Origin of the sequence: Pseudomonas sichuanensis, assembly GCF_024749065.1 — a bacterium.
Taxonomy (GTDB): domain Bacteria; phylum Pseudomonadota; class Gammaproteobacteria; order Pseudomonadales; family Pseudomonadaceae; genus Aquipseudomonas; species Aquipseudomonas sichuanensis.
The window spans coordinates 4,104,423-4,130,507 of record NZ_CP087185.1; the positions used below are offsets into that span (position 1 = coordinate 4,104,423).

The 26,085-nt window shown below is 65.3% G+C and carries 25 protein-coding genes and 1 pseudogene; 7 read left to right on the top strand and 19 right to left on the bottom strand.

Annotated features, from left to right (window positions below):
- Window positions 1–102 precede the first annotated feature (102 nt).
- From kdpC to LOY51_RS18685, 12 genes are all read right to left on the bottom strand, one after another.
- Window positions 103–666 carry a potassium-transporting ATPase subunit KdpC gene (gene kdpC, locus LOY51_RS18630; protein ID WP_125859446.1) on the bottom strand — a complete coding sequence of 188 codons (564 nt, stop codon included), beginning with the start codon at window positions 664–666 and terminating at the stop codon, window positions 103–105.
- A gap of 13 nt (window positions 667–679) precedes the next feature.
- Entirely contained in the window at window positions 680–2,734 is a 2,055-nt protein-coding gene (gene kdpB, locus LOY51_RS18635; protein ID WP_258642537.1) for a potassium-transporting ATPase subunit KdpB, read from the bottom strand.
- Between the two features lie 10 nt (window positions 2,735–2,744).
- The gene (gene kdpA, locus LOY51_RS18640; RefSeq protein ID WP_258642539.1) at window positions 2,745–4,439 is read right to left on the bottom strand and encodes a potassium-transporting ATPase subunit KdpA; all 1,695 of its coding nucleotides are present in this window, start codon (window positions 4,437–4,439) and stop codon (window positions 2,745–2,747) included.
- A gap of 9 nt (window positions 4,440–4,448) precedes the next feature.
- A complete protein-coding gene (kdpF, locus tag LOY51_RS18645) occupies window positions 4,449–4,538 on the bottom strand; it encodes a K(+)-transporting ATPase subunit F (protein WP_033696222.1) in 90 nt (29 codons plus the stop codon).
- A 187-nt stretch (window positions 4,539–4,725) separates the two neighbouring features.
- Window positions 4,726–5,778, bottom strand: a complete 1,053-nt coding sequence (locus LOY51_RS18650) for an AI-2E family transporter (RefSeq protein ID WP_125859449.1) — start codon at window positions 5,776–5,778, stop codon at window positions 4,726–4,728.
- Window positions 5,779–5,789: 11 nt separating this feature from the next.
- Window positions 5,790–6,584, bottom strand: a complete 795-nt coding sequence (locus LOY51_RS18655; RefSeq protein ID WP_258642543.1) for a DUF4892 domain-containing protein — start codon at window positions 6,582–6,584, stop codon at window positions 5,790–5,792.
- A gap of 102 nt (window positions 6,585–6,686) precedes the next feature.
- Window positions 6,687–7,541 (bottom strand): alpha/beta hydrolase, encoded by an 855-nt coding sequence (locus LOY51_RS18660; RefSeq protein ID WP_125859451.1) that lies wholly within the window; start codon window positions 7,539–7,541, stop codon window positions 6,687–6,689.
- Window positions 7,538–8,326, bottom strand: a complete 789-nt coding sequence (locus LOY51_RS18665) for an alpha/beta fold hydrolase (RefSeq protein ID WP_125859452.1) — start codon at window positions 8,324–8,326, stop codon at window positions 7,538–7,540. The genes LOY51_RS18660 and LOY51_RS18665 overlap by 4 nt, the downstream gene beginning before the upstream one ends.
- 98 nt (window positions 8,327–8,424) lie before the next feature.
- Window positions 8,425–8,808, bottom strand: a complete 384-nt coding sequence (locus LOY51_RS18670) for a hypothetical protein (protein ID WP_125464872.1) — start codon at window positions 8,806–8,808, stop codon at window positions 8,425–8,427.
- Between the two features lie 98 nt (window positions 8,809–8,906).
- Window positions 8,907–9,365: a phosphohistidine phosphatase SixA gene (gene sixA, locus LOY51_RS18675; protein ID WP_258642547.1), complete on the bottom strand. Its 459-nt coding sequence runs from the start codon at window positions 9,363–9,365 to the stop codon at window positions 8,907–8,909.
- Window positions 9,362–9,709 carry a DUF4389 domain-containing protein gene (locus LOY51_RS18680; protein WP_110993972.1) on the bottom strand — a complete coding sequence of 116 codons (348 nt, stop codon included), beginning with the start codon at window positions 9,707–9,709 and terminating at the stop codon, window positions 9,362–9,364. Before LOY51_RS18680 ends, sixA begins: the two co-directional genes overlap by 4 nt.
- A 15-nt stretch (window positions 9,710–9,724) precedes the next feature.
- A complete protein-coding gene (locus LOY51_RS18685) occupies window positions 9,725–10,750 on the bottom strand; it encodes an NAD(P)H-dependent glycerol-3-phosphate dehydrogenase (protein WP_125464875.1) in 1,026 nt (341 codons plus the stop codon).
- Between the two features lie 156 nt (window positions 10,751–10,906).
- Between LOY51_RS18685 and LOY51_RS18690 the strand changes: the two genes are divergently transcribed.
- From LOY51_RS18690 to fabB, 5 genes are all read left to right on the top strand, one after another.
- Entirely contained in the window at window positions 10,907–13,060 is a 2,154-nt protein-coding gene (locus tag LOY51_RS18690) for a TonB-dependent receptor plug domain-containing protein (protein WP_258642551.1), read from the top strand.
- Window positions 13,060–13,950, top strand: a complete 891-nt coding sequence (locus tag LOY51_RS18695) for an ABC transporter substrate-binding protein (RefSeq protein ID WP_125464877.1) — start codon at window positions 13,060–13,062, stop codon at window positions 13,948–13,950. Before LOY51_RS18690 ends, LOY51_RS18695 begins: the two co-directional genes overlap by 1 nt.
- Entirely contained in the window at window positions 13,947–15,875 is a 1,929-nt protein-coding gene (locus tag LOY51_RS18700) for a response regulator (protein WP_258642554.1), read from the top strand. Before LOY51_RS18695 ends, LOY51_RS18700 begins: the two co-directional genes overlap by 4 nt.
- Before the next feature lie 206 nt (window positions 15,876–16,081).
- On the top strand, window positions 16,082–16,597 hold the full coding sequence (gene fabA, locus LOY51_RS18705; RefSeq protein WP_110993977.1) for a 3-hydroxyacyl-[acyl-carrier-protein] dehydratase FabA: 516 nt from the start codon (window positions 16,082–16,084) through the stop codon (window positions 16,595–16,597).
- Between the two features lie 11 nt (window positions 16,598–16,608).
- Complete coding sequence (gene fabB, locus LOY51_RS18710; protein WP_110993978.1) at window positions 16,609–17,826, top strand: beta-ketoacyl-ACP synthase I; 1,218 nt, start codon at window positions 16,609–16,611, stop codon at window positions 17,824–17,826.
- A gap of 192 nt (window positions 17,827–18,018) precedes the next feature.
- Here fabB and LOY51_RS27205 read toward each other — a convergent pair whose 3' ends face one another.
- The 3 genes and pseudogenes from LOY51_RS27205 to LOY51_RS18720 form a co-directional block, all read right to left on the bottom strand.
- On the bottom strand, window positions 18,019–18,882 hold the full coding sequence (locus LOY51_RS27205; RefSeq protein ID WP_374045896.1) for a methyl-accepting chemotaxis protein: 864 nt from the start codon (window positions 18,880–18,882) through the stop codon (window positions 18,019–18,021).
- Window positions 18,874–19,644: pseudogene (locus LOY51_RS27210) on the bottom strand (MCP four helix bundle domain-containing protein); the annotation flags it as partial. The pseudogene LOY51_RS27210 and the gene LOY51_RS27205, both read right to left, overlap by 9 nt.
- Window positions 19,645–19,737: 93 nt before the next feature.
- Window positions 19,738–20,754, bottom strand: coding sequence for an amidohydrolase family protein (locus LOY51_RS18720; protein WP_258642558.1), 1,017 nt, complete (start codon window positions 20,752–20,754; stop codon window positions 19,738–19,740).
- 118 nt (window positions 20,755–20,872) lie between these two features.
- Between LOY51_RS18720 and LOY51_RS18725 the strand changes: the two genes are divergently transcribed.
- Window positions 20,873–21,736 carry a pirin family protein gene (locus LOY51_RS18725; protein ID WP_258642561.1) on the top strand — a complete coding sequence of 288 codons (864 nt, stop codon included), beginning with the start codon at window positions 20,873–20,875 and terminating at the stop codon, window positions 21,734–21,736.
- A 112-nt stretch (window positions 21,737–21,848) separates the two neighbouring features.
- Here LOY51_RS18725 and LOY51_RS18730 read toward each other — a convergent pair whose 3' ends face one another.
- From LOY51_RS18730 to LOY51_RS18745, 4 genes are all read right to left on the bottom strand, one after another.
- Window positions 21,849–22,574 carry a dienelactone hydrolase family protein gene (locus tag LOY51_RS18730; RefSeq protein WP_258642563.1) on the bottom strand — a complete coding sequence of 242 codons (726 nt, stop codon included), beginning with the start codon at window positions 22,572–22,574 and terminating at the stop codon, window positions 21,849–21,851.
- A 151-nt stretch (window positions 22,575–22,725) separates the two neighbouring features.
- Window positions 22,726–24,633 carry a molecular chaperone HtpG gene (htpG, locus tag LOY51_RS18735; RefSeq protein WP_125859459.1) on the bottom strand — a complete coding sequence of 636 codons (1,908 nt, stop codon included), beginning with the start codon at window positions 24,631–24,633 and terminating at the stop codon, window positions 22,726–22,728.
- A gap of 107 nt (window positions 24,634–24,740) precedes the next feature.
- Window positions 24,741–25,199 (bottom strand): PaaI family thioesterase, encoded by a 459-nt coding sequence (locus tag LOY51_RS18740; protein ID WP_110993984.1) that lies wholly within the window; start codon window positions 25,197–25,199, stop codon window positions 24,741–24,743.
- Window positions 25,196–25,672, bottom strand: coding sequence for a PaaI family thioesterase (locus LOY51_RS18745; protein ID WP_125859461.1), 477 nt, complete (start codon window positions 25,670–25,672; stop codon window positions 25,196–25,198). Before LOY51_RS18745 ends, LOY51_RS18740 begins: the two co-directional genes overlap by 4 nt.
- Window positions 25,673–25,808: 136 nt before the next feature.
- On the opposite strand from LOY51_RS18745, the gene LOY51_RS18750 reads away from it, so the two are divergent.
- Entirely contained in the window at window positions 25,809–26,081 is a 273-nt protein-coding gene (locus LOY51_RS18750) for a hypothetical protein (RefSeq protein WP_125464887.1), read from the top strand.
- Window positions 26,082–26,085 lie beyond the last annotated feature (4 nt).

Below are 26,085 nucleotides of genomic sequence, written 5' to 3' on the forward strand. Positions count from 1 at the left end.
TGCTGCGCAGGCCTTCGCGGGTAAACCCGCTCCCACAGGGGAGGCGGCGCTATCCCTGTGGGAGCGGGTTTACCCGCGAAGGGCCGCAAAGCGGCCCCTTTGTCAGTGCTGGTTAACAGGTGCCAAACGCTCAAGCGCCTGGTTCAGCGCCAGCACATTGACCACCGGCGGCCCGACCAATGGGCGAAGGGTGGCGTCATTCACCAGCACTTGCAAGCGCTCCACCGGCACCTGCCGCGCCGCCGCCACTCGCGCCAGCTGGTAGGCGATGGCTTGCGGCGGCAGGTGCGGGTCCAGGCCGCTGCCGGAGGTGGTCAGCAGCGCCAAGGGCACCGGCCCTTGCTGCGCCTGGTATTGCGCGGCGGCCTCGCCCTTGACCCGCTCGGCCAGTGCCGGGTTGCTCGGCGACAGGTTGCTCGCGCTGCTGGCCACGGTGGCATACGCCCCCGCCGAAGGCCGCGACTGGAACCAGCCGTCGCCCTTGAACTCCTGGGCGATCAGCGCCGAGCCGCGCACTTCACCTTTGTCATCGCGCACCAGGCTGCCATTGGCCTGGTCGGGGAACGCCACCTGGGCAATCCCGGTCACCGCCAGCGGGTACAAGGCGCCAGTGACCACGGTCATCAGCAGGATCAGGCTCAAGGCCGGGCGTACATAAGCAGTCATGTCAGTCTCTCCTTCAAACCAGGTGCAAGGCGTTGAGCAGCAGGTCGATCAGCTTGATCCCGGCGAACGGCACGAGGATGCCGCCCAGGCCATAGATCAGCAGGTTGCGCCGCAGCAGGTGGGCGGCGCTGGCGGCCTGCACACGCACCCCGCGCAGGGCCAGGGGGATCAGCACGATGATGATCAGCGCGTTGAACACGATGGCCGAGAGGATCGCGCTCTGCGGGCTGGCCAGCTGCATCAGGTTGAGCACGCCCAGTTGCGGGTAGATGGCGGCGAACAGCGCCGGCAGGATGGCGAAATACTTGGCCACGTCGTTGGCAATGGAAAAGGTGGTCAGCGCGCCACGGGTGACCAGCAGCTCCTTGCCCACCTGCACCACGTCCAGCAGCTTGGTCGGGTCGCTGTCGAGGTCGACCATATTGGCGGCCTCGCGGGCGGCCTGGGTGCCGTCGTTCATGGCCATGCCCACGTCAGCCTGAGCCAGGGCTGGCGCGTCGTTGGCGCCGTCGCCGCACATGGCCACCAGGCGGCCGTCGTTCTGCTCCTGGCGAATGCGCGCCAGCTTCTTCTCCGGGGTGGCTTCGGCGAGCACGTCATCCACGCCGGCCTCGGCGGCAATGGCCGCGGCGGTCAGCGGGTTGTCGCCGGTGACCATCACGGTACGGATGCCCAGCTTGCGCAGCTCGGCGAAGCGCTCACGGATGCCGGGCTTGACCACGTCCTTGAGGTGGATCACGCCGAGCAGGCGCTTGTCGACGCACACCAGCAGCGGTGTGCCGCCGCTCTGGGCAATGCGCTCCACTTCACGGGCCAGGGGCACCGGCATTTCCAGGCGCTGCATGCCGACGAAGGCCAGCACCGCATCGACGGCGCCCTTGCGGTAGCGGTGCTGCTGGAAGTCGATGCCCGACAGGCGCGTCTCGGCGCTGAAGGCAATGGCCTGGTACTGGCTGCTCGAGGGTTCATCGAAATCATGCAACTGGCGCAGGTACTCGACGATGGATTTGCCTTCGGCAGTGTCGTCGGCCAGCGAGGCGAGCAAGGCACCCTCCCCCAGTTCCTTGGCGGTCACGCCCGAGGCGGCGTGCAGGGCGCTGCAGCGACGGTTGCCGAAGGTGATGGTGCCGGTCTTGTCGAGCATCAGCGTGTGCACGTCGCCGGCCGCCTCCACTGCGCGGCCGGAGCGGGCGATCACGTTCAGGCGCACCAGGCGGTCCATGCCGGCGATGCCGATGGCCGACAGCAGGCCACCGATGGTGGTGGGGATCAGCGTCACCAGCAAGGCGGCGAGGAAGATCAGCGGCAGGCTGCCGCCGGCGAAGCGGGCAAACGGCTGCAGGGTCACCACCACGATCAGGAAGATCAGGGTGAGGCCGATCAGCAGGATGTCCAGGGCGATCTCGTTGGGGGTTTTCTGGCGCTTGGCGCCTTCGACCAGGGCGATCATGCGGTCCAGGGTCGATTCGCCAGGGTTGCTGGAGATGCGGATCAGCAGCCAGTCGGAGACCAGCCGGGTGTTGCCGGTGACGGCCGAGCGGTCGCCGCCGGACTCGCGGATCACCGGCGCGGACTCGCCGGTGATGGCGGCCTCGTTGACCGCGGCGATGCCTTCGAGCACCTCGCCGTCACCGGGGATCATCTCGCCGGCCACCACGCGCACCACATCGTCCTTGCGCAGCTGGCTGGCAGCGACGGTCTCAAAGCTGCCGTCGCTCTTGCGCCGCTGCGCGGTCAGGCCCTGGCTGCCGGCCTTGAGGCTGTCGGCGCGGGCCTTGCCACGGCCCTCGGCGAGGGCTTCGGCAAAGTTGGCGAACAGCACGGTGAACCACAGCCATACGCTGATCTGCACCGCCACGCCGGTGCTCACGCCGCTTTCGGGGGCGAAGCACAGGACCGTGGTGAGCAGCGCAGTGAGGGCCACCACCAGCATCACCGGCGAGCGTTTGAGCTGGCGCGGGTCGAGCTTGACGAAGGCCTGCAGCAGCGCCGGGCGCCACAGCGCGGCGAAGCGGGTCTGGTCCTTGGCGCTGCGTTGCGCCTTCACGTCAGGAATGGGCATGTTCATCAATGATTCCTCAGAAACCCAGGCTCAGGTGTTCGGCGATCGGCCCCAGGGCCAAGGTCGGCAGGAAGGTCAGGCCACCGACCAGCAGGATGGTCACCAGCAGCAGCGTGGTGAACAGCGGGCCGTGGGTGGGGAAGCTGTTCAGCCCCTGCGGTGCGCTCTTCTTTGCCGCCAGGCTGCCGGCCAGGGCCAGCACCGGCAGGATGTAGCCGAAGCGGCCGATCAGCATGGCCAGGGCGATCATCACGTTGTGGTAGGGGGTGTTGGCGCCGAAGCCGGCGAAGGCCGAGCCGTTGTTGGCGGTGCCGGAGGTGTAGGCGTACAGCAACTGGCTGAAGCCGTGGGCACCGGGGTTGCTCACCGCGCCGGCCGGGCCTGGCAGGCTGGCGGCGATGGCGCCGAGCACCAGCACGCCGACCGGCATCACCAGCAGGGTCGCCACCAGCAGTTGCACTTCACGGGCCTGCAGCTTCTTGCCCAGGTACTCCGGGGTGCGGCCGATCATCAGGCCGGCCAGGAACACCGCGATCAGCACGAACAGCAGCATGCCGTACAGGCCTGCGCCGACGCCGCCGAAGATCACCTCGCCGACCATCATGTTGACCATCGCCACCATGCCGGTCAGCGGGTTGAGGCTGTCGTGCATGGCGTTGACCGAGCCGTTGGAAGCGGCGGTGGTGGTGACCGTCCACAGCACCGAGCCGGTGGTGCCGAAGCGGCTCTCCTTGCCTTCCAGCGGCGCGCTCTGTTGCACCTGGGTACTCTCCAAGGCCGGGTTGGGCTGGTACTCCGACCACAGCGCGGTGCCGCCGCCGATCAGGAACAGCGCCAGCATGCAGGCGATGATCGCGCGGCTTTGGCGCAAGTCCTTGACGTAGTGGCCGAAGGTGAACACCAGCGCCACCGGGATCAGGATGATCGAGGCCACCTCGAACAGGTTGCTCCAGGCCGTGGGGTTCTCGAACGGGTGCGCCGAGTTGACGCCGAAGAAGCCGCCGCCGTTGGTGCCCAGTTGCTTGATGGCGATCTGGCTGGCGGCCGGGCCGAGCGGGATGGTCTGGTCGGCACCTTGCAGGGTGACGGCGTGGGCGTAGTCGGCAAAAGTCTGCGGCACGCCCTGCCATACCAGCAGCAGCGCCAGCACGAGGCACAGCGGCAGCAGGCCGTAGAGGGTGGCGCGGGTCAGGTCGACCCAGAAGTTGCCCAGGGTGGTGGTCGAGCGGCGGGCGATACCACGGCACAGGGCGACCAGCACGGCCAGGCCGGTGGCGGCGCTGACGAAGTTCTGCACGGTCAGGCCGAGCATCTGGCTCAGGTAGCTGACCGAGGCCTCACCGCTGTAGGACTGCCAGTTGGTGTTGGTCATGAAGCTGACCGCTGTGTTGAACGCCAACGACCACTCCTGGCCCGGCAGGTGCTGCGGGTTGAGCGGCAGGCTGCCTTGCAGCAGCAGGACGGCGAACAGCAGCCCGAAGCCGGCCAGGTTGAAGGCCAGCAGGGCCAGGGTGTACTGCTTCCAGTTGTGCTCTTGCCCGGCGTTGACCCCAGCCAGGCGATAGCAGCCCCGCTCCACCGGGCCGAGCACCGAGGTCAGCCAGGTGCGCTGGCCTTCCATCATCTTGAAGTAGAAACGCCCAAGCCAGGGTGCCGGTAGCAGCACGATGGCGAAGAACGCCAGCAGTAGCAGGTAATCGTAACTGTGCATGGCCGCCCCTTAGCTGCGATCGGCGCGCAGCAGCGCCACCAGCAGGTAAACCGCCAACGCCACTGCCAACAGCAGTGACAGCCCATCGAGCATGTACATGAGCCCATCTCCCTTGATGCGGCATGAGGGCCGCTTTGGGGAAATTGTCCGAGGGAGGGGCGTAAAGGGGCGAGATGGGGGGTGGGGTCAGGGCATAAAGAAGGCGTAAAGATCGACCAACCATCGCGGGGCAAGCCCGCTCCCACGCCCGTTACCTCGTGGGAGCGGGCTTGCCCCGCGATGGGCGCTAGTGCTGCGAAGTGTTCTGCGCAGAGTGGCGGCTCCAGTCCAGCAGCAGGCTGTAGCCCACCGCCAACAGGGTCGGCCCGATGAACAAGCCGATAAAGCCAAAGGCGAGCAAACCGCCGAACACCCCGAGCAGCACGATCACCAATGGCAGGTTGCCGCCGCGGCTGATCAGGTACGGTTTGAGCACGTTGTCCACGCCACTGATGACGAAGGTGCCCCACACGCCGAGGAACACCGCCATGCCGTAATCGCCCTTCGACACCAGCCAGGCAGTGGCAGGGATCCAGGCCAGCGGCGGGCCCATGGGGATCAGGCTGAGCATGAAAGTCACCAGGCCCAGCACCACTGCCCCCGGCACGCCGGCAATCAGGAAGCCGATCAGTGCCAGCAGGGCTTGCGCCGCCGCCGTGCCGATCACCCCGTTGACCACCCGTTGCACGGTACCGGCCACCAGTTCGACGTAGTACTCGGCGCGCTCGCCCACCAGCCGTTGCAGCAGGCGGAGCACGAACGCCGCCAGGCGCGGCCCGTCGCGGTAGAAGAAGAACACGAACACCAGGCTCAGGGTCAGCTCCAGCACCCCGCTGCCGATCTGCGCGCTGCGCGCCAGCAACCAGTTGCCGACCTGGCCGAGGTAAGGTTTGGCCGAGGCCAGCAGCGCCGCACCTTGCTGGTCGAACGACTCCCACCAGCCGACCAGGCGCGCACCCACCAACGGAATACCCGCCACCCAGGCGGGTGCATCGGGCAGGCCTTCGACCTGCACGTCGCGCACAAAGGCGGTGGCATCACGGATATGGTCGGCCAGGTTGAAGCCCAGCCACACCAGCGGCAAGGCCACGATCAGGATCCAGGCGGTGGTCAGCAGGCTGGCGGCCAGGGTTTCCCGCCCGCCCAGCACACGCGTGAGCAAACGCATCAACGGCCAGCTGGCGAAGGCCAGGATGGCGCCCCACAGCAGTGCCGAGATGAACGGCGCCATCACCCAGAGTGCGGCGCCGAGCAGCGCCAGCAGCAGGATCTGCACCAGCAGGCGGTCGGTGTTGGGCATGGGGCGCTCACTCAACGGATCAGCTCCAGGTGCAGGCCATCGGTGGGCGCATCGCCGACTTCGAGCCGGCCGCTGCGCACGCCGGCCTTGGTCAACTGTTCGCGCCAGGCCTCGGCGCCCTTGCCACTGAGGCTGGCGCGCAGGGTGCTGTCCAGGTTCAGGCTGCGCGCCAGCAGCGACACCCACGCGGCCTGGGGCTCGGCCAGGTCGGGGTAGTCGAGCTTGCCGGTGTCGCGCAGTTCGCGCAGAACTGTGGCGGCCGTGGGCAGCAGTTCTCCCAACGGGCTGCCGGCGACGAACTCTTCCACATGCAGGTAGGCGCGGCGGTTGCCGCGGGTGACGCTGTACAGCGCGACCAGGGTGTCGGCCTCCTCGGCCGAGCGGCGCAACAGGATGAACGCCTGCTGCTCGTCGCCGCCATTGAGACGGGCGTTGGCGAACACGTCGTTGGCCCACAGGCTGGCTTCGCCGCAGTCGCGGCCCTGGCACCAGAACAGCGGGTAACCGCCGTCTTTTTGCAGGGCTTCGCGGGCGCTGGTGAAAGCCTCGCGGGCGCTGCGTTCCAGCGGCAGTTCGTAGGTGACCGAGCTGACCTGGCCACGGCTTTCGACCTTGTCATCGACCCGCAGGCGGCCGCTGATCTTGCGCAGCGGCCCCATCGGGTAGACCCGCTCCTGCTCCACAGCGGGGCGTTGATCGACCACTTTGGCGTCAACCGGAACGGGCAGCTCACCGGCCCACAGCCAGGGGCTGGCGAAGGCGAGGCAGGCAGCAATGGCGCTGCGGGCGTAAACGGGTACGCTCATCGGCAGCCCTCGTGGCCGCGGGTTTGGAATACGTGAGTGTCTGGCATGTACATGGTTGTCTCCCTTTCAACCCGCCAAGCCTCGACACTTGCCCGGTGCAAGTCAAGGAATGCCAAAGAAGCGATTGAAACAGTCTGCAACAAGGGCCGCACCCTGCTCATCGTTCAAGTGCAGGTGATGGCCACCCGGCAGCGTGATCTGCTCGAAGGGTAGCTGCTCCAGCAGCTCCGTGTGGCGCGCCAGCATGCCGTCGGCCGCCACCACCAGGCAGGCCGGGCAGGCCACGCGCTTGACGAAGGCCATGGCCTGGGCCTGGTTCAGGCGGGTGGGTGAAGGCAACGTGAGGCGGCTGTCGCTGCGCCAGCTGTAACCGCCGGGTACCGGCATCAGGCCGCGCTGGGCCAGCAGTTCGGCCGCTTCACGGCTGACCGCGACCATGCCTTTCATGCGCGCCTCGACTCCCTCCTCCAGCGTTGCGTAGACCGTCTTGCGCTTGCCGTCCAGGCGCAGCTGGGCCTGCAGGGCCATCCCCAGGCGCTCGGCGGCATCCTGTTCGGTCACGGTGGGCGGGATCACCCCGTCGATCAGCGCCAGGTGGCTGACCCGCTCGGGCAAGGCGCCGGCCAGCTGCACCGAGATGATCGCCCCCAGCGAATGACCGAGCAGGCCGAAGCGCTGCCAGCCCAGTTGCTCGGCGACCCGCAGCACGTCGTGGGCGTAATCGGCCAAAGCGTAACCAGCCCCGACCGGGCGGTGCTGCGAATAGCCGTGCCCGGCCAGGTCGAGGGCGACGATACGCAGCCCTTCGAGCTGGGGCGCCAGGCGGGCGAAGCTGTTGGCGTTGTCCAGCCAGCCGTGCAGGGCGATCACCGGCAGGCCGTCGTCGGGGCCGAACAGGTGGGCGGCCAGTTCGATATGGCCCAGGGTCAGGCGAACTTCTTCAACCTGGGCGCTCATGCCTGGCCCCAGCGGTCGAACAGGCCTTTGATCAGGCTGGCGGTGTCGAGGGGGCGCTCCAGCGGGAACATGTGCCCGCCCGGCAGGCTGTGATATTCGCCCCGGGCCATGCCCCGCACGCCCAGCGCATGGTGCCGGCGGATCACCCGGCTTTGGGCGCCGCGCACCACCGCCAGCGGCACCTGCAACTGGCGCGGCGGCAGCGGGCTGGCATGCGGGATGCTGCGGTAGATGCTGATCTCGGTGGCCGGGTCGAAACGCAGGCGCAGCCCGTCTTGCGCGCGCTCCAGACCATGCTCCAGATAGGCCTCGAGGCAGTCCGGGTCGAAGTGGCGGAACAGGCTCTTGCCGGCGAAGTAACTGCGCGCGCTGTCGCGGTCGCTGAATGCCTCACGCCGGCCCAGGGTGCGCCCGGCCGGGGTGATGCGGTCGATGAAGCCCAGGCGCTTGGCCGCCTGGATCAGCCATTCATCCACCCGGGTCAACACCGGCGAGTCGAGCATCACCACGCCACGGTAGAGTTCCGGGCGGCGCAACGCCGCGTGCAGGTGCAGCACCCCGCCCAGCGAATGGCCAACACCCCACACCGGGGCGTCCTGCTGTTCGAGGTGATGCAGCAGCTCGTCCACCAGGCTTTGCCAGTTGTCGTTCACCGGGAAGCGCGGGTCGTGGGCATGCTGGGCCAGGTGGCGCACCTGGTAATCCGGCGCCAGGGCGGCGAACAGCTTGCCGTAGGTGGCCGAGGGGAAGCCATTGGCGTGGGCGAAGAAGATCTGCTGCGACATGGCCGCCTGCTCTGCACGGGGAAGGATGGCCCATTGTCGGCAAGCCGGTGGGTGGCGGCAACGTCCGGAAAGGTCATCGCCAAGGGCGATCAGGTCATTCAGAATTCGCCGAAGCTGGCCATCGAGCGCCGCAGGCAGGCCTGCATATAGGCCAACTGATACTCCAGCGCCTCACGGGCCAGGTGTTTGTCCTGCTGCTCCAGGCCAAGCCTGCGCAAGGCCAGGCAGCTGGTTTGCAACAGATGGGCCATGCGCATGCTGGCTTCCTGCAGGCGCCGCAGATCTTCTTCGCCGTCGAACAGCGTGGCGGGGGCCAGGCCTTGCCCGGCACGGACCTTGTTCATCAACTGGTAGAGCTTGGCGTCGGCCGACTCTCGCAACATGCTGTACTCGGCAAATTCCAGCACGTCATCCTTCTGCACTTTTTCCAGCGTTGGTTGCAGGTCAACCGAACCTACCAACGCCAGCCTTCGGCTATTCATTCGACGCTCCCTTGGCCTGCCGCACATTCACTTGCTGTTGCCGACGCTAGCAAGCGCCTCGGCGGCGCGACAACTAGCAAAAATACCAGTTGCCGCCTTCACGCCGAATGATGAAGGGCCCGCAGGGTCATCAGCCCGGCCAGCGGCCAGTCGCCGTCCAGCATGGCCAGGCTGGCGGTGCTCAAGGGCGCCGGTTGCTGGGCATGGCCATGCTCCAGCATGCCCACCAGCGAACCCACCAGTGGCTGGTGGCTGACCAGCAGCACATGCTCCAGCCCCAGGCGTTCGAGCTCGCCGATCACTTGTTGCACATTGCTCTCGGGGGTCAGCCAGGGCATGGTGCGCACCGGCTCAGTAAAGCCCAGGGCATCGTGCACCAGCGCTGCGGTTTGCTGGGCGCGCACATAGGGGCTGGCGATGATCGCCTGCAGCGGCTGGCCCAGCAGGTGCGCGGCACTGCGCAGCACCTGCTCGCGGCCGTGGGCGGTGAGGGGCCGTTCGGCGTCGGTGTTGGCGCGCGGCTGGGCCTCGCCGTGGCGCAGCACCCACAGCTTCACAGCTTGGGCTCCTCGTCACGCACCGGGTGCGGGGCCGGGGCCACGGCGTGGGCGGCCTCGCCTTCAGGGGCGCGGGGCGTGGGCCAGTCGGCGAACGGCCAGGGTTTCTGGTCGCTGTGGAAGCTGCCGAAGCGGCCGATCTGTGCCAGGTACTGGCTGAGGCTGTCGCCAAAGTTCATCAGGCTGGCGCTGGGCGCGCCGTAGATCAGCCGGTAGATCAGTTGCACCAGGACCAGGCCGCCCAGCAACAGCTCGGCGAGCTGCCAGACCACCAGGAACACCAGCATCCACAGCACCCGCAGGATGATCGACTCGCGCGCGGCGCTTTGCGGGGTATCGTTCATGTGTCGCTCCTTCGTTCAGTTGAAACCGCTGGTGGAAATGAAATCGATGTCGGTCTTGGGCTCGGCGCGCATCAGGTGCTCGATCACCTGGTTGAGGGTGCGGCCTTCGAACAGGATCGCATGCAGGCCGGCTACCAGGGGCATGTACACCTGCACCTCCTGGGCCTTGGCCTTGAGCACCTTGATGGTGTTGACCCCTTCGGCCACCTCGCCCAGGCGGCTGACGGCCTGCTCCAGGGTCAGGCCCTGGCCCAGGGCATGGCCGACCTGATAGTTGCGGCTCTTGGGCGAGGAGCAGGTGACGATCAGGTCGCCGACCCCGGCCAGGCCAAGGAAAGTCATGGGGTTGGCACCCTGGCTCACGGCGAAACGGGTCATCTCGGCCAGGGCGCGGGTGATCAGCATGCTCTTGGTGTTTTCGCCCATGCCCAGTGCCACCGCCATGCCGGCAATGATCGCGTAGACGTTCTTCAGGGCGCCGCCCAGCTCGACGCCGAAGCGATCGCTGCTGGCATAGACGCGGAAGGTGCGGCCGTGCAGCACGGCCTGCACCTGCTGGCACAGCGCTTCATCTTCGCTGGCGACCACGGTGGCGGTCAGCGCGTGCTCGGCGATCTCGCGGGCTAGGTTCGGCCCCGACAGCACGCCGATGCGCGCCTGGGGGGCGATCTCTTCGAGGATCTGGCTCATCAGCTTGAAGCTCTGCGCTTCGATGCCCTTGGTCAGGCTGACCAGGCCTTTGCCACGCAGCAGCTCTGCGTGAGGCGCCAGCACGCTGCGCAGGGCGCTCGACGGCAGCGCAACGAAGATCAGGTCGCTGGCCTGCAAGGTGGCGAGCAGGTCGTTGACCGGCTCGACGCCGTCATGCAGACGAATGCCCTTGAGGTAACGCGGATTCTCGCGGTTGACGCGCATCGCCTCGGCCTGCGCCGGGTCGCGCATCCATTGGCGCACCGGGTGGCCGTTTTCCGCCAGCAGGTTTGCCACGGCGGTGCCGAAGCTGCCACCGCCAAGAACTGCAACAGGTTGCTGTTCAGTCATATCCAATCCGTTAACCCATAAAATAAGTGGCGACTGGCGCATTATAAAGGCAAGCCGCAAGCGTCAAGCTACAAGCGACAAGAAAACCGCGATGGTCGCCTGCTTTTGCTTGCAGCTTGAGGCTTGCAGCTTGCAGCTTGAGAAAGGTCGGTTAACATGCCTGATTCATTTCTGAAACAAGGCCGTACCGTGTTCCCTGGCACGCCCCCTTACCCACGCCTGCTGATACTGACCGCCCTGCTCGGCGGCCCGGCCATGGCCGATGATCTGTTCACCGACACCCAGGAGCTGCCTCAGGTTCTGACCGCCACACGCCTGAAACAATCCCCGGCCGCAGTGCCGGGCAGCATGACCGTGCTCGACAGCGAGCTGATCCACGCCAGCGGCGCCCGGGACATCCCCGAGCTGCTGCGCCTGGTGCCGGGCATGATGATCGGCTATGGCGCCGGCAACCAGCCGACGGTCAACTACCACGGCAGCAACGTCAACGATGCCCGGCGCATGCAGGTGCTGATCGACGGTCGTTCGGTGTACCGCGCAGGCCTGGCCACGGTGGACTGGAGCGACATCCCGGTGGCCATCGAGGATATCGAGCGGATCGAAGTGTTCCGCGGCCCCAACACCGTCAGCTACGGCGCCAACGCGCTGATGGCGGTGGTCAACATCCTCACCCGCAACCCCGCCGACAGCCACGGCACGCGAATGAAGCTGACCCGTGGCCAGGACGGCATCAACGACTATTACGCCAGCCAGGGCATCGGCTGGGACGGCGGCGACCTGCGCCTGTCGCTGTCGGGCCAGCAGGACGACGGTTTCGACAAGGACCAGTTCGGCCGCGACTACCGCGACAGCCGCCGGCTCAACCGCATCAATATCAATGCCAGCCACAGCCTGGCGCCGGACCAGACCCTGGAATGGCAACTGGCGGCCAAGGAGGGCAGCAACCAGCGGCCCTATACCTACCAGCCAGTTTTCGGCAGATACGCCGCGGGCACGGATGCCGACGTCAACGCCAAGGACTACGCAGGCTCGGTGCGCTGGAGCATCGACCTCAACCCCAATCACAGCCTGTATGTGCAGGGTTCGGCGCAGCACTTCGACCGCCAGGTTGTGTGGCGTGCATGTGATGCCGCACTCGCCTTCAGTCCGGAACTCACACGGCTCTGGCAGTTGAACCCCAACCTCGCCGAGCAAGTGGCGCGTAACGCCGGCGGCACGCACCTTGGCGGCAACGCCACCGAACAGACGCTTATCGATGCGGTTGCCTCTCAGTGGAACCGACCCGGCCCGATGAGCGGAAAGCAGATGATCTGCGGCGATGTCGACCAAAGCACCCGCGAGACCCGCTACGACCTGGAAGTCCAGGACACCCTGAGCCTGAGTGAGAGCCTGCGCCTGGTCACGGGCATGAACTACCGCTACGACCGCGCAGACTCGCAGACCTACTTCAACGGCAGTCTCGACGACCAGACCTGGCGCCTGTTCGGCCAGCTGGAATGGCGCGCCGACGAACACTGGGTCGTCCAGGGCGGGGCGATGTACGAAAATGCCCAACTGTCCGGCAACTCGTTGACCCCGCGCGTGGCGGTGAACTATCTGATCACGCCACGCCATGGCCTGCGAGCGGTGTATTCCGAAGCGGTTCGCTCGCCCGACATGTTCGAGAACAACGTCAACTGGAGCTACACGGTCAAGAACCTGTCGCCCAACATGTACGGCCTGCAGAACGGCCAGTACTTCGTCAAGACCCGCGGCCCGGGCAATCTCGACCAGGAGCGCATGCGCTCGCGCGAGCTGGGCTACAACGGCTACTTCAGCGACATCGACCTGAGCATGGACGTGAAGCTGTTCTACGACGAGATCACCGGGATGATCAGCGAGCCGCTGAAGAACAACCAGTACATCGCCAGCAACGCCAACAAGGCGCGCTTCACCGGCAGCGAGGCGCAGTTCGACTGGCGCGCCACCCAGCGCGACCGCCTGCGCATCACCTACGCCTATGTCGACGCCTGGGCCAGCAACCCCGCGGACCGGCGCCTGAGCGCCCGCAACAGCGGCTCGGCCGGCTGGCTGCGCGAGTGGGGCCTGGGCTGGTCCAGCGCCCTCTTTTATTACGGTGACGATGCGCTCAACCAGTACCGCTACGAGCGCGTCGACCTGCGCGTGGCCAAACGCTTCAAGGTGCAGGGCAGTGACCTGGAGCTGGCGGCCCTGTGGCAGCAGCGCCTGGATGACGAACCGACCACTGCCGTCCAGAACCGCTACGACAGCCGCCACCGCCTGAGCGTGAGCGCGGAGCTGGCGTTCTGATGGTCGTGCTGCTGCGCTTGCTGCTGCTGTGCATCCTGCCACTGGGTTCGCTGTCGGCCAGCGAAATCCTGTTGGTGGGTGCCGACGACCAGCCGGGCATCCGCAGCTTCGTCGCCGCCCTGGCGCAGCGCCGCCCGCACGACCATGTGCATTTCCAGACCGTAAGCGAACTGCCGCGCCCGGAGCAGCTGAAAAGCGATACGCGCCTGGTGCTGCTGGACGGCCCGGCGCTGGAGTGGCGCCTGGGCGAAACCGCCGGCCCGCCGGCGCTGGCCCTGAGGGTCAGCCGGGTGCAAGCCGAGCAACGCCTGGGAAAGTCGCGGCCGGCATACCTCAGCCTGCTGTGGAGTGACCCGCCGCTGGCCCGGCAATTGCGCCTGGCCCGCTACCTGCTGCCGCAGGCGCGGCGCATTGGCGTGCTGTACGGTGAGCACAGCCGCTTCCTGCTCGATGAACTGCGCCAGGCCGCCCAGCCCATGGGGCTGGAGATCGTCGCAGAAGGCTGGCCCGATTTGCGCGACAGCCGCCCGCTGCAGAACCTGCTGGCCAACAGCGATGTGCTGCTGGGGCTCGACGACCCCGAGCTGTACAACTCCAAATCGGCCAAGAACGTGCTGCTCAGCAGTTACGGCCGGCAGATGGCGCTGATCGGGCCGAACGTCGGCTTCGTCCGTGCCGGCGCCCTGGCCAGCACCTACAGCGACCAGGACGACTGGCTGGCAGTGCTCGACCAACTGCTCGAGCAACCCCCGGCACGCTGGCCACGCAGCCTTTACCCCAAGCATTTCGCCGTCAGTGGCAACCAGCAGGTGGCACGTGCCCTGGGCCTGGAAGCCATCGACCAGGACGCCGCCGCGCTGGCGTTGGCCGCAGGAGAACCCACCCCATGAGCAAACGCCTGAGCTGGGACATCCACACCCGCACGCAGATGATCAGCCTCGGCCCTGCCCTGCTGCTGACCTTGCTGCTGATCAGCTTCTTCACCTTCGTGCGTATCCAGGACTTGCGCCAGGAGCTCAACCACACTGGTCAATTGATCGCCAACCAGCTGGCGCCCGCCTCCGAGTACGGCGTGATCTCCGGCAACAATGAAGTGCTCGAAAGCCTGATGCGCGCGACCCTGAGCATCCCTCACGTACGTTTCCTCGAGGTGCAGGACAGCCGCAACCACATCCTGGTGTACGTCGAGCAACCGGACGAAAGCCTCAGCCGAGCGCAACGGGTGGAAGTGTTCCAGGCGCCGATCCGCCTGCAGCAAATCCGCCTGGACAACGACTTCCTGCTGGGCAAGCCGCAGTTGCCGAGCATCGGCGACGACTACCTGGGGCGGGTGATCGTGGGCATGTCCGACGACGCCTTCAGCCAGCGCCAGCAGGAGATCGTGATCAAGGCCGGCATCCTCGCCCTGTTCGCGCTGCTGTTCACCTTCCTGCTGGCCCGGCGCCTGGCCATGAGCCTGTCCAAGCCGATCAGCGACATGGGCCATGCGGTCAAGGCCATCCAGCAAGGTGATTTCGATGCCCCGTTGCCGGTGGTCGATGACAGCGAACTGGGCCACCTGGCGCGGCACATCAACAACCTGGCCAGCGCCCTGGACCAGGCCGCCCATGAACAACAGCAGGCCATGAGCCAGCTGATCCAGGCCCGCGAAGAGGCCGAGCAGGCCAACCGTGCCAAGTCGGACTTCCTGGCCATGATGAGCCATGAGCTGCGCACCCCCATGAACGGTGTCCTGGGCATGCTGCAGCTGCTGGAGACCACCCGGTTGACCAGCGAGCAGGCCGAATACGCCGCAGTGGCAAGCGAGTCCACCGGGCACCTGCTCAAGGTGATCAACGACATCCTCGATTTCTCGCGGATCGAACGCACCACGCTGCAACTGGAGCACATCGACTTCAACCTTGGCGATCTGGTCGCCAGCAGTGTCCAGTCGTTCCAGCACAGCGCCCAGCAGCGCGGTCTGGCGCTGCACCTGCAGTTGCCGCCCGGCATGGAGCTGCTGCAGGTGGTCGGCGACCCGACCCGGATTCGGCAGGTCCTGCTCAATTTGATCGGCAATGCGCTGAAGTTCACCGAACGTGGCGAAGTGGCGGTAGAGGCGAGCTGGCAGGTGCTCGATCAGCAGATGATCTGGCTGACCTGCACCGTGCGCGACACGGGGATAGGTATCGACAGCAACCGCCTGGAAATGATGTTCGTCGCCTTCCAGCAGGCCGACAGCTCGATTTCCCGGCGCTACGGCGGTACCGGGCTGGGCCTGTCGATCGCCCGCACCCTGGCCGAACGCATGGGCGGCCATCTGCGTGGCGAAAGCCGCGAAGGGGCGGGCTCGACCTTCACCCTGGAGATGCCGCTGGCCCTGGCCAACGCCCCAGCGGCCCTGCCTGCGGGCACGGCGGCGGCCGGTGCGCTGGGTGGCAATGGCGAGCGGATCCTGCTGGTGGAGGACAATCCGGTCAACCAGAGCGTCATCGAAGCCATGCTGCGCAGCCTCGGCTTCGAGGTCAGCCTGGCGATGGATGGCGCCCAGGCGGTCGACCTGGTGCAGCAGCAACGCTTCGCCGCCGTGCTGATGGACTGCCGCCTGCCGCAGGTGGACGGTTTCGAGGCCACCCGGCGCATCCGCCAGCTGGCGCAGGGCGACGGGCTGCCGATCATCGCCCTCACCGCCAGTGTGCTGGAGGGGGACCGCGAGCGTTGCCTGGCCGCCGGCATGAACGATTACCTGAGCAAGCCGTTCAAACGCACCGAGCTGCAACGCATCCTGCACCGCTGGTTACCCGCTCGGACAGCTGCGACTGGCGATAAATGCTAAAGTGCGGCAGTCTTAAAGACTGGACAGGACCTTCGCAGGCCCGGAAAATAACATTTCAGTGCACACCTGTACTTCTTTTGCCAGGTGCGCTGTGACTTTCACCACAACGCAATAGTCTACCTGTAGGCTGCCGCCTCGAACGCACAACGCTTCGGGCCGGCCGGGAAGATTCATCCCCTGCCACAGGGGGTTATTGAGGAGCTCGCATGACCAAACAAAACGCCTTTACCCGGGAAGACCTGCTGCGCTGCAGTCGCGGTGAGCTGTTCGGCCCCGGTAATGCGCAACTGCCCGCCCCGAACATGCTGATGGTCGATCGCATCGCCCATATCAGCGAGGAAGGCGGCAAGTTCGGCAAAGGTGAATTGGTCGCCGAGCTGGATATCAACCCGGACCTGTGGTTCTTCGCCTGCCATTTCGAAGGCGACCCGGTGATGCCAGGCTGCCTGGGCCTCGATGCCATGTGGCAGCTGGTCGGCTTCTTCCTCGGCTGGCAGGGCCTGCCGGGCCGCGGCCGTGCGCTGGGTTCGGGCGAAGTGAAATTCTTCGGCCAGGTACTACCCACCGCCAAGAAAGTCACCTACAACATTCACATCAAGCGCGTCCTGAAGGGCAAGCTGAACATGGCCATCGCCGATGGCTCGGTCAGCGTCGACGGTCGCGAGATCTACACCGCCGAAGGCCTGCGGGTCGGCGTGTTCACCTCCACTGACAATTTCTAAGGGTTATTCGCATGCGCCGCGTCGTTATCACTGGTCTGGGCATCGTTTCGTGCCTGGGCAATGACAAAGCTACCGTCACCGAAAACCTGCGCAACAGCCGTCCGGGCATTCGTTACAACCCGGAATACAAGGAAATGGGGCTGCGTAGCCAGGTTTCCGGCTCCATCGACCTGAACCTCGAAGAGCTGATCGACCGCAAGGTGTATCGCTTCGTTGGCCACGCTGCTGCCTACGCGTACCTGGCGATGCAGGATGCGATCAAGGACGCGGGCCTGACCGAAGAGCAAGTGTCGAACCCGCGCACCGGCCTGGTTGCCGGTTCCGGCGGCGCTTCCACGCTGAACCAGATGGAAGCCCTGGACACCCTGCGCGAGAAAGGCGTCAAGCGCGTTGGCCCATACCGTGTCACCCGCACCATGGGCAGCACCGTGTCGGCGTGCCTGGCCACCCCGTTCAAGATCAAGGGCATCAACTACTCGATCTCGTCGGCCTGCGCCACCTCGGCACACTGCATCGGCACCGCCCTGGAGCAGATCCAGTGGGGCAAGCAGGACATCGTCTTCGCCGGTGGCGGTGAAGAAGAGCACTGGAGCCAGTCGTTCCTGTTCGATGCCATGGGCGCCCTGTCGACCAAGCGCAACGAAACCCCAGAGCTGGCCTCGCGCGCCTACGACGCCGACCGTGATGGCTTCGTCATCGCTGGCGGTGGCGGCATGGTGGTGGTCGAGGAGCTGGAACACGCCCTGGCCCGTGGCGCCAAGATCTACGCCGAAATCGTCGGCTACGGCGCGACCTCCGACGGCTACGACATGGTCGCCCCGAGCGGCGAAGGCGCAATCCGCTGCATGCAGCAGGCGCTGTCCACCGTCGACACCCCGATCGACTACCTGAACACCCACGGCACCTCCACCCCGGTCGGCGACGTCGCCGAGATGAAGGGCGTGCGTGAAGTGTTCAAGGACAAGGCTCCGAAGATCAGCTCGACCAAGAGCCTGTCCGGCCACTCGCTGGGCGCCGCTGGCGTGCACGAGGCGATCTACTGCCTGCTGATGATGGAGAACGACTTCATCGCCGGCTCCGCCAACATCGACGAGCTGGATCCGGAAGTTGCCGACCTGCCGATCGTGCGCAAGACCGAAGACGCCAAGCTCACCACCGTGATGAGCAACAGCTTCGGCTTCGGCGGCACCAACGCTACCCTGGTGCTCAAACGCTGGGAAGGCAAGTGATCGCTTGATCTGCTGAACGAGAACGCCCGGGCCTTAGGTCCGGGCGTTTTTGTTTGTGCCGTGCGGTATTCAGCATCATAACGGCACCGCCCTCATCGCTGGCAAGCCAGCTCCCACAGGCATGACACAGGCCTTGAGGATGGCGCGATCAATGTGGGAGCCGGCTTGCCGGCGATGAGGCAAACACAGCCTTCAGACCGAAAACCGCTGCACCAGGGTATTCAAGTCCACCGCCAGCCGCGACAGCGACTGGCTCGCCGCCGAAGTTTGCTCGGCGCCGGCTGAAGACTGATGCGCCAGGTCGCGAATGGTGGTGAGGTTACGGTCCACCTCCCGCGCTACCTGGGCCTGCTGCTCCGACGCACTGGCGATCACCAGGTTGCGCTCGTTGATCTGGCCGATGGCCCCGGCAATCGCTTCCAGCGCCGCACCAGCGGCATGGGCGCCATCGAGGGTCGAGCGGGCCCGCGCATCGCTCTGCTGCATGCCCTGCACGGCACGTTCGGCACCGCCCTGGATAGCCACGATCATCTGTTCGATCTCGCGGGTTGAGGCCTGGGTGCGATGGGCCAGCGCCCGCACTTCGTCTGCCACCACGGCAAACCCGCGCCCGGCCTCGCCGGCCCGTGCCGCCTCGATGGCAGCGTTGAGCGCCAGCAGGTTGGTCTGCTCGGCGATCGACCCGATCACCTCCAGCACCTTGCTGATATCGTGCACCTGCTGGGCCAATTGGCCGACCTCTTCGGCATTGCCGGCAACGCCGCTGGCCAGCGCCTCAATGGCGGTGACCGTGGCCTGCACCTGTTCGCGGCCCTGGCGGGCGATGCGGTCGGACTCGGCAGAAGCCTCCGAGGTGGCCACGGCATTACTCGCCACCTCCTCCACCGCCGCGGTCATCTGGTTGACCGCCGTGGCCGCCTGTTCGATCTCCAGGCTCTGCTGCTGCAGGCCGCGGGTGGCATCCTCGGTCACCGCGCTGAGCTCTTCGGAGGCCGACGCCAACTGACTGGCCGAGTCGGAAATCCGCCCGATGGTCTCGCGCAGGCTCTGCTGCATAATTTTGAGCGCCGCCAGCAAGCGCGCCGGCTCGTCGTCGCCCTGCACGGCGATCTGCGGCGTCAGGTCGCCGGTGGCAACCGTCTCAGCCACTTTCAGCGACTGCCCGAGCGGGCGCACGATGCTGCGGGTCAGGGCCATGGCCAGCACCACGGTCAACGTCAGGGCCACCAACAGCAGCCCCATGACCCAGACCCGCGCGGCACTGTAGACCGACTCGGCCGTGGTGGTGGCCAGCCCGGCATGGTGAGTGTTCAGGGCGATCAATTCGTTGAGGCTGGCCGTCATCTGATCGGCGATCTGGTTGATCTCGCCATTGACCAGCGCCGCGGCCGCTTCGATGCGGCCATCGCTGGCCAACTGCACCACCTGGCCCTGCAAGGTCATGTACTGGCGTTCGAGGCCCAGGTAGCGGTCGAACAGGGTGCGCTCCTCCGGCAGCACGATCAGCGCGTCATAGCGCTGCTGGGCCTTGCTCAGGCCTGCCTTGATCTCCTCGATGCGGGCACGGTTCTGCTGCTGCGCCGTGCTGTCGGTGTTGACCAGCAGGCGCAGGGTGAGCGCGCGAATGCGCAGCATGTCCTGGGTCATGCTGCCCACCGAGATGATGCTGGGCAGCCAGTTGTCGTCCACCTGCTCGGCCTGCTGACGCATGTTGGTCATCTGTTGCAGGGCGAAACTGCCCAGCGCCACCACCAGCAAGGCCATGATGCCGAAGCCGATCCCGGCGCGCGGGGCGATATTCAAGCGTCTGAGGCTCATTTCAGGATCCCTCCCAAAGGTATTGTTCCGTCGCTTAAAGAAGGTATCGGGCGGCTCGAAATTTGCGTAAGACAAAAACGCGATATCAAAACGCTACTTGTCCTGCTTTGCCGCCTTGGGTAGCACGGCAAGGAAATTGTCGCGTGCCACCTTGTTCGCGACCGCCTCCGGCAGGGCATCGAGAAACGGCTTGAAACCATGAAGCTGCTCGCCAAGGCTGTCGAAGCGCCCCACCAGGTCAGAGCCAAGCATGAACCGCTCAGGGAAGCGCTCTACCAGCTGCAGCCAGGCTTGGCGAGGCACGCCTTCGGCATCCAGCAAGTAAGGTTCGAGCACGCTCCAGGACAGGTCGACGTACAGATTGGGATAATCCTCGAGCAGCCGGGTCAGTACCGGCAAAAGAAAATCCATCTGCGTCTGGTGCCGGTGAATTTCCAGGCTGCTGCCCGCATGGGCCCAGATGAACCGGGTGTGCGGGTGGTTACGCAGAGGCTCCTCGATTTCGGCCAGGTACAGCGGATTGCGCTCGCGCTTGGACGTGATGTTGGAATGCAGCAGTACCGGCAGGTCGCGCTCGGCGGCCAGGTGGTAGATGCGGGTCATGGCCTCGTTGTTGGCCCGCGGCGTATCGCCGCTGGTCAACGCAGTGAGGTCATCGTGGCGGGTGAACACTTCGCCGATGCCCTGCCACAGCCCCGGATACAACTCGAGCATGCGTTCGATGTGGCTGACGGCGTTCTTGTCCACCGGGTTGAAACCGGTGAGGAACGGGTGGAAACGCCGCCGTTGCGCAGGCAGCAACTTTGCCAGCGCCGCGGCCACGTACAGGTCGGTGGCGCTGTACCAATAGGCGTCGGCATCATCGCCCGCGTAGTAACGCGGGCGCTTGGGCTCATCCTCATGCCATTTCTTGGCCACCGGGATACCAGAAATCATCGACTGCTCGACCCCGGCCGCGTCCATGGCCTTGAGCAGCGCCGGCATGCCCTCGGTTTCCTGGAAGAAGTCCACGTAGTGCAGGTGGGCATCGCTGTAACGATAGTCGCGGGCCTGGGCCGACGGATACAGGCATCCGTAGAGCAGCAGGCCGGCGAGGATGCGCGCGATCATCGTCGCCTCCTTTGCAAGGTATGGAAAGGGTAGACCGACCGGCCGCTTCGGCGGTTCAGCGCCAGCCCGCGAACCGCTATGCTTGGGGCTGTTCCCCTGCCCACTCCGGAGTATCCCCATGAGCAGCCCCTTGGTCATCCGCCCCCGCGCTGAATCGGTCGAGGGCCAGCCGATCCTGCGCCCGCTGCCCTCAGCCCAATGCCGCAGCGTCGGGCCATTCGTGTTCTTCGACCATATGCTCGAGACCGACTACGCCCCGGGCAGCGGCATGGATATCCGCCAGCACCCGCATATCGGCCTGTCGACCCTTACCTACCTGTTCGAAGGCGAAATTCAGCACAAGGACAGCCTGGGCTCGGACCAGCGTGTGCGGCCAGGGGATGTGAGCTGGATGACGGCGCGAGGCGGCGTGGCCCATGTCGAGCGCACCCCTGCCGACCTGGTGGCCAAGGGTTCACGGCTACACGGGCTGCAGGTGTGGCTGGCGTCGCCCCGCCAGCACGAGCAGGGCATGCCGAGCTACAGCCATCATCCGGCGGCGAGCCTGCCAGTCAGTGACAGCCTTGGGGTGCAGATCCGCATGATCGCCGGCAATGGTTTTTGCCTGGAGTCGCCAGTGCCGGTGCTCTCCCCTACCCTGTATGCCCACGTGCACATGCAATCGGCAACGACACTGACAGTCCCTGCCGAGCATGAGCAACGGGCCTTGTATGTGCTGGACGGTGAACTGTCGCTCAACGACGAGCGCGTGGAGGTCTGCAGCCTGGTCGTGCTGCCGGAGGGCGAAACCATGGTTCTGTACGCCGAAGAAGCGTGCCAGCTGGTGCTGATCGGTGGCGCGGCGCTGGATGGGCCGCGGCGGATGAACTGGAATTTCGTTGCCAGTGACCCGGAGCTGATCGAGCAAGCGCGAGCGCGTTGGGCGGCGGGCGATTGGCCGGTTGTGCCAGGGGAAAACGGACGGATCGAATTGCCGCGTTGATGTGGGGCCGCTTTGCGGCCCTTCGCGGGTAAACCCGCTCCCACAGAAGGTCACGAGATCCCTGTGGGAGCGGGTTTACCCGCGAAGGGCTGCGCAGCAGCCCCTTTTACATTCAACCGCGGAACACTTCGCTGAGCAGGTTATGCATCGAACGGAATGCCCGCTCCGACGTGCGTCGGTCGTACTGCATCTTGCCCGGCACATTGGCATTCGGGTCGGTGAACGAGTGCACCGCACCGCCGTAGCTGAGCAACTGCCAGTCGACCTTGGCGGCATTCATCTCGTCTTCGAAGGCCGGCAACTGTTCTTTCGGCACCAGTGGGTCGGATGCACCGTGCAGCACCAGCACAGAGCCTTTGATGCGCTTGGCGTCCGCCGGGTTCGGCGTATCCAGCGTGCCGTGGAACGACACGGCCGCCTTCAGATCGGCACCGGTGCGCGCCAGTTCCAAGGCGCAGCAACCACCGAAGCAGAAGCCGAAGGTAGCCACCTTGCCCGGTTCCAGCAGGGCCTTGGACTGGCCCACCAACTGCGCCAGGGCTTCCTGCATGCGCTTGCGCAGCTCGGCGCGATCGTTCTTCAGCGGCATCATCGCCGCCCCGGCTTCATCGGCATTGGACGGCCGCACCGATTGCCCGTAAAGGTCGGCAATCAACACCACATAGCCCTGCTCCGCCACTTCCTTGGCGATGCGCTCGGCACCTTCGCCAATCCCCATCCAGTTCGGCGCCATCACCAGGCCCGGCTGCGGCAGTGCGCCGGGGGCATAGACCAGGCGGCTTTCATAGGTCTTGCCCGACAGGTGATAAACCAGCGACTCGACGATGACCTTGCTCATTCAACACTCCTTGGCATTCACGGTTGTGCGAATTCTAGACTCTTTCACTCTTTTCGCGGGGCAAGTCGCATCGGCGCACCGCCGCTCCCACGGTTGGGCATTTAGGCATGAATAAAAAAGCCCGCCGAAGCGGGCTTTTCTGTGCATCAACTCAAGCAGACAGCTCGACCAGCAGCTTGTTGAGGCGTCGGACATAAGCCGCCGGGTCCTTCAGGCTGTCACCGGCCGCCAGTGCCGCCTGGTCGAACAGGATGTGCGACAGCTCGGCGAAGCGGTCTTCGCTCTGCTCGCCATCGAGCTTCTCGATCAGCGGGTGGCTTGGGTTGAACTCGAAGATCGGCTTGGAATCCGGCACCTTCTGCCCGCTGGCCTCGAGGATCTGGCGCATCTGCAGGCCCAGGTCCTGCTCGCCGATGGCGAGGATCGCCGGCGAGTCGGTCAGGCGGTGCGAAACACGCACTTCGGCAACGCTGTCACCCAGCGCGCCCTTGAGGCGCTCGACCAGGCCTTCTTTGTCCTTGGCCACTTCTTCCTGGGCTTTCTTGTCCTCTTCGGAGTCCAGCTTGCCCAGGTCCAGGTCGCCACGGGCGACATCGACGAAGGCCTTGCCATCGAACTCGCTGAGGTAGCTCATCAGCCACTCGTCGATGCGGTCGGTGAGCAGCAGCACTTCGATGCCTTTCTTGCGGAAGACCTCCAGGTGCGGGCTGTTCTTGACCTGGGCGTAGGATTCGCCGGTGAGGAAGTAGATCTTGTCCTGGCCTTCCTTGGCGCGAGCCAGGTAGTCAGCCAAGGCGACGCTCTGCTCGCCACTGTCATCGTGGGTCGAGGCAAAGCGCAGCAGGCCGGCGATCTTCTCTTTGTTGGCGAAGTCTTCGGCCGGGCCTTCCTTCAGCACCTGGCCGAAGTTCTTCCAGAAGCCCTTGTACTGCTCGGGTTCGTTCTTGGCCAGTTTCTCCAGCATGTCCAGCACGCGCTTGGTCAGCGCGGTCTTCATCGAATCGATGATCGGATCCTTCTGCAGGATCTCGCGGGAGACGTTCAGCGACAGGTCGTTGGAATCGACCACGCCTTTGATGAAACGCAGGTACAGCGGCAGGAACGACTCGGCCTGATCCATGATGAACACGCGCTGCACGTAGAGCTTCAGGCCGCGTGGCGCTTCGCGCTGGTACAGGTCGAACGGTGCGCGGGCCGGCACGTACAGCAGCGAGCTGTACTCGAGCTTGCCTTCGACCTTGTTGTGGCTCCAGGCCAGCGGGTTCTCGAAGTCATGGCCGATGTGCTTGTAGAACTCCTGGTATTCCTCGTCTTTCACCTCGGTGCGCGAACGGGTCCACAGGGCGCTGGCGCGGTTGACGGTTTCCCATTCCTGCGCCGGTTGCTCTTCACCCTCGGCGGCTTCGGCCTGCTCCTTGGGCAGCTCGATCGGCAGGGCGATATGGTCGGAGTACTTCTTGACGATGTTGCGCAGGCGCCAGCCATCGGCGAACTCGTCTTCACCACTTTTCAGGTGCAGGACGATGCGGGTGCCGCGCTGCGGCTTGTCGACAGTGGCAACTTCGAACTCGCCCTCGCCCTTGGACGACCAGTGCACGCCTTCGGCGGCCGGCAGGCCGGCACGGCGGCTGAATACGTCGACCTTGTCGGCGACGATGAATGCCGAGTAGAAGCCCACGCCGAACTGACCGATCAGGTGCGAGTCTTTCTTCTGGTCACCGGTGAGGTTCTTCATGAAGTCGGCAGTGCCGGACTTGGCGATGGTACCCAGGTGCGCGATGACGTCTTCGCGGCTCATGCCGATACCGTTGTCCTCGAGGGTCACGGTGTTGGCGGCCTTGTCGAAGCTCACGCGGATCTTCAGGTCGGCGTCGCCCTCGAGCAGTTCAGGCTTGGCCAGGGCTTCGAAGCGCAGCTTGTCGGCAGCGTCGGAGGCGTTGGAAATCAGCTCGCGGAGGAAGATTTCCTTGTTCGAATACAGGGAATGAATCATGAGGTGCAGCAGTTGCTTGACCTCGGTCTGGAAGCCCAGGGTTTCTTTTTGAGTCTCCACACTCATCGTCTTCAAACTCCAATCTGTTGGTAGGTGACGCCTGGCGACCCCGTGGGCCTGCATTTCTTGGCGGATGTTCAGCAGATGGGGGCTTGCCCGACCATTTCAAGGGGCTATTCGAGCGGTTTCTCGGGTTCGATCTTGAAGTGCGCACGGGCGGTGGCGATGGGCGTGTCACGGTCGGCCTGCCAGGCGGTGATGGCGACGTTGGTCACACGTCGGCCCTGGCGCCACAGCTGGCACTGGGCGAAGGTGTCGCGGTAGTGCCCGGCACGCAGGTAGTCGATGGAAAAATCGATGATTTTCGGGATGCTCGCACTTTCGCTGTAGATCAGCAGGTACAGCGCCGCAGACAGCTCCATGAAGCCGGCGATGACGCCACCGTGGATGGCCGGCAGTAGCGGGTTGCCGATGTTGTTCTCGCAGGCGGGCAGGCGGAACAACAGGTCGTCGCCCTGGCGCTCGCACTCGATGCCGATCAGCCCCGCGTAGGGAATCAACGCCAGCAACGGGCGGTAATCGCCACGGGCATGGGCTTCATTCAACTGCTGGCGAGTGCCTGCGGGGATCATTGGCGTGGCTCCTTGAGGCTGTTGCCGAAGCGGATGCCGCCCTTGATGTCCTGGCCCAGGCGCATGAAGGTGCCGACCACCTGGCAGATCGGCTGCGACGGGTCGTCCTGGTAGGCACTGCCACGGGTAAAGATCACGTCGCGGGTGACTCGGTAGCACTGGGCATGGCCATAGATGTCCTTGCCGGCTTCGGCCGGGTGCATGTAGTCGATGCGCAGGTCCAGCGTTGGGCACACCTCGAAACGCGGCAGCGCGCATAAAGTCGCCATGCCGCAGGTGGTGTCCATCAATGTGGTCAGCGCACCGCCATGCACCGCGCCGTTCTGCGGGTTGCCGACAATCGCCGGCGACCAGGGCAGCACCAGGGTCATGCCTTGGGCATCGGCATGCTGCACGCGCATCTGCAATAGCTGGCAGTGTTTCAAGGCCGAGAGAAATCGCTCGGCCATGGCCATCAATGGCGTATCGTTCATACACCCTCGCTGCATAAAATCAGTGAAAAGTCTATATAGGCCAGGCAGTTATATATCTTTAACATTCGTGGAACTTATCCGCCCGCGGTGAACTCTTAGGAACAAGTAAAGTTATTCCACCCAGGAGAGACACCCCATGCGTAAACCTTTTGCTTTTGCTCTGATGCTGGCCGCTGCCATGGGCCTGGCTGCTTGCGATAAAGCGAGCGAAGACAAAGCCCAGGACGCACAGCAACACGCCGAGCAAGCCCAGGAAAAGATGGGCGAAGCTCAGGATAAGATGAACGAAGCCGCCAAGGAAAACGCCGAAGCCGCCAAAGATCAGGCCGAAGCGCAACAGAAAGCCGCCGAAGAAGCTGCCCCGGCTACTCCGGCTGCCCCAGCGCCGAGCGAGCCTGCCAAGCAGTAACTGG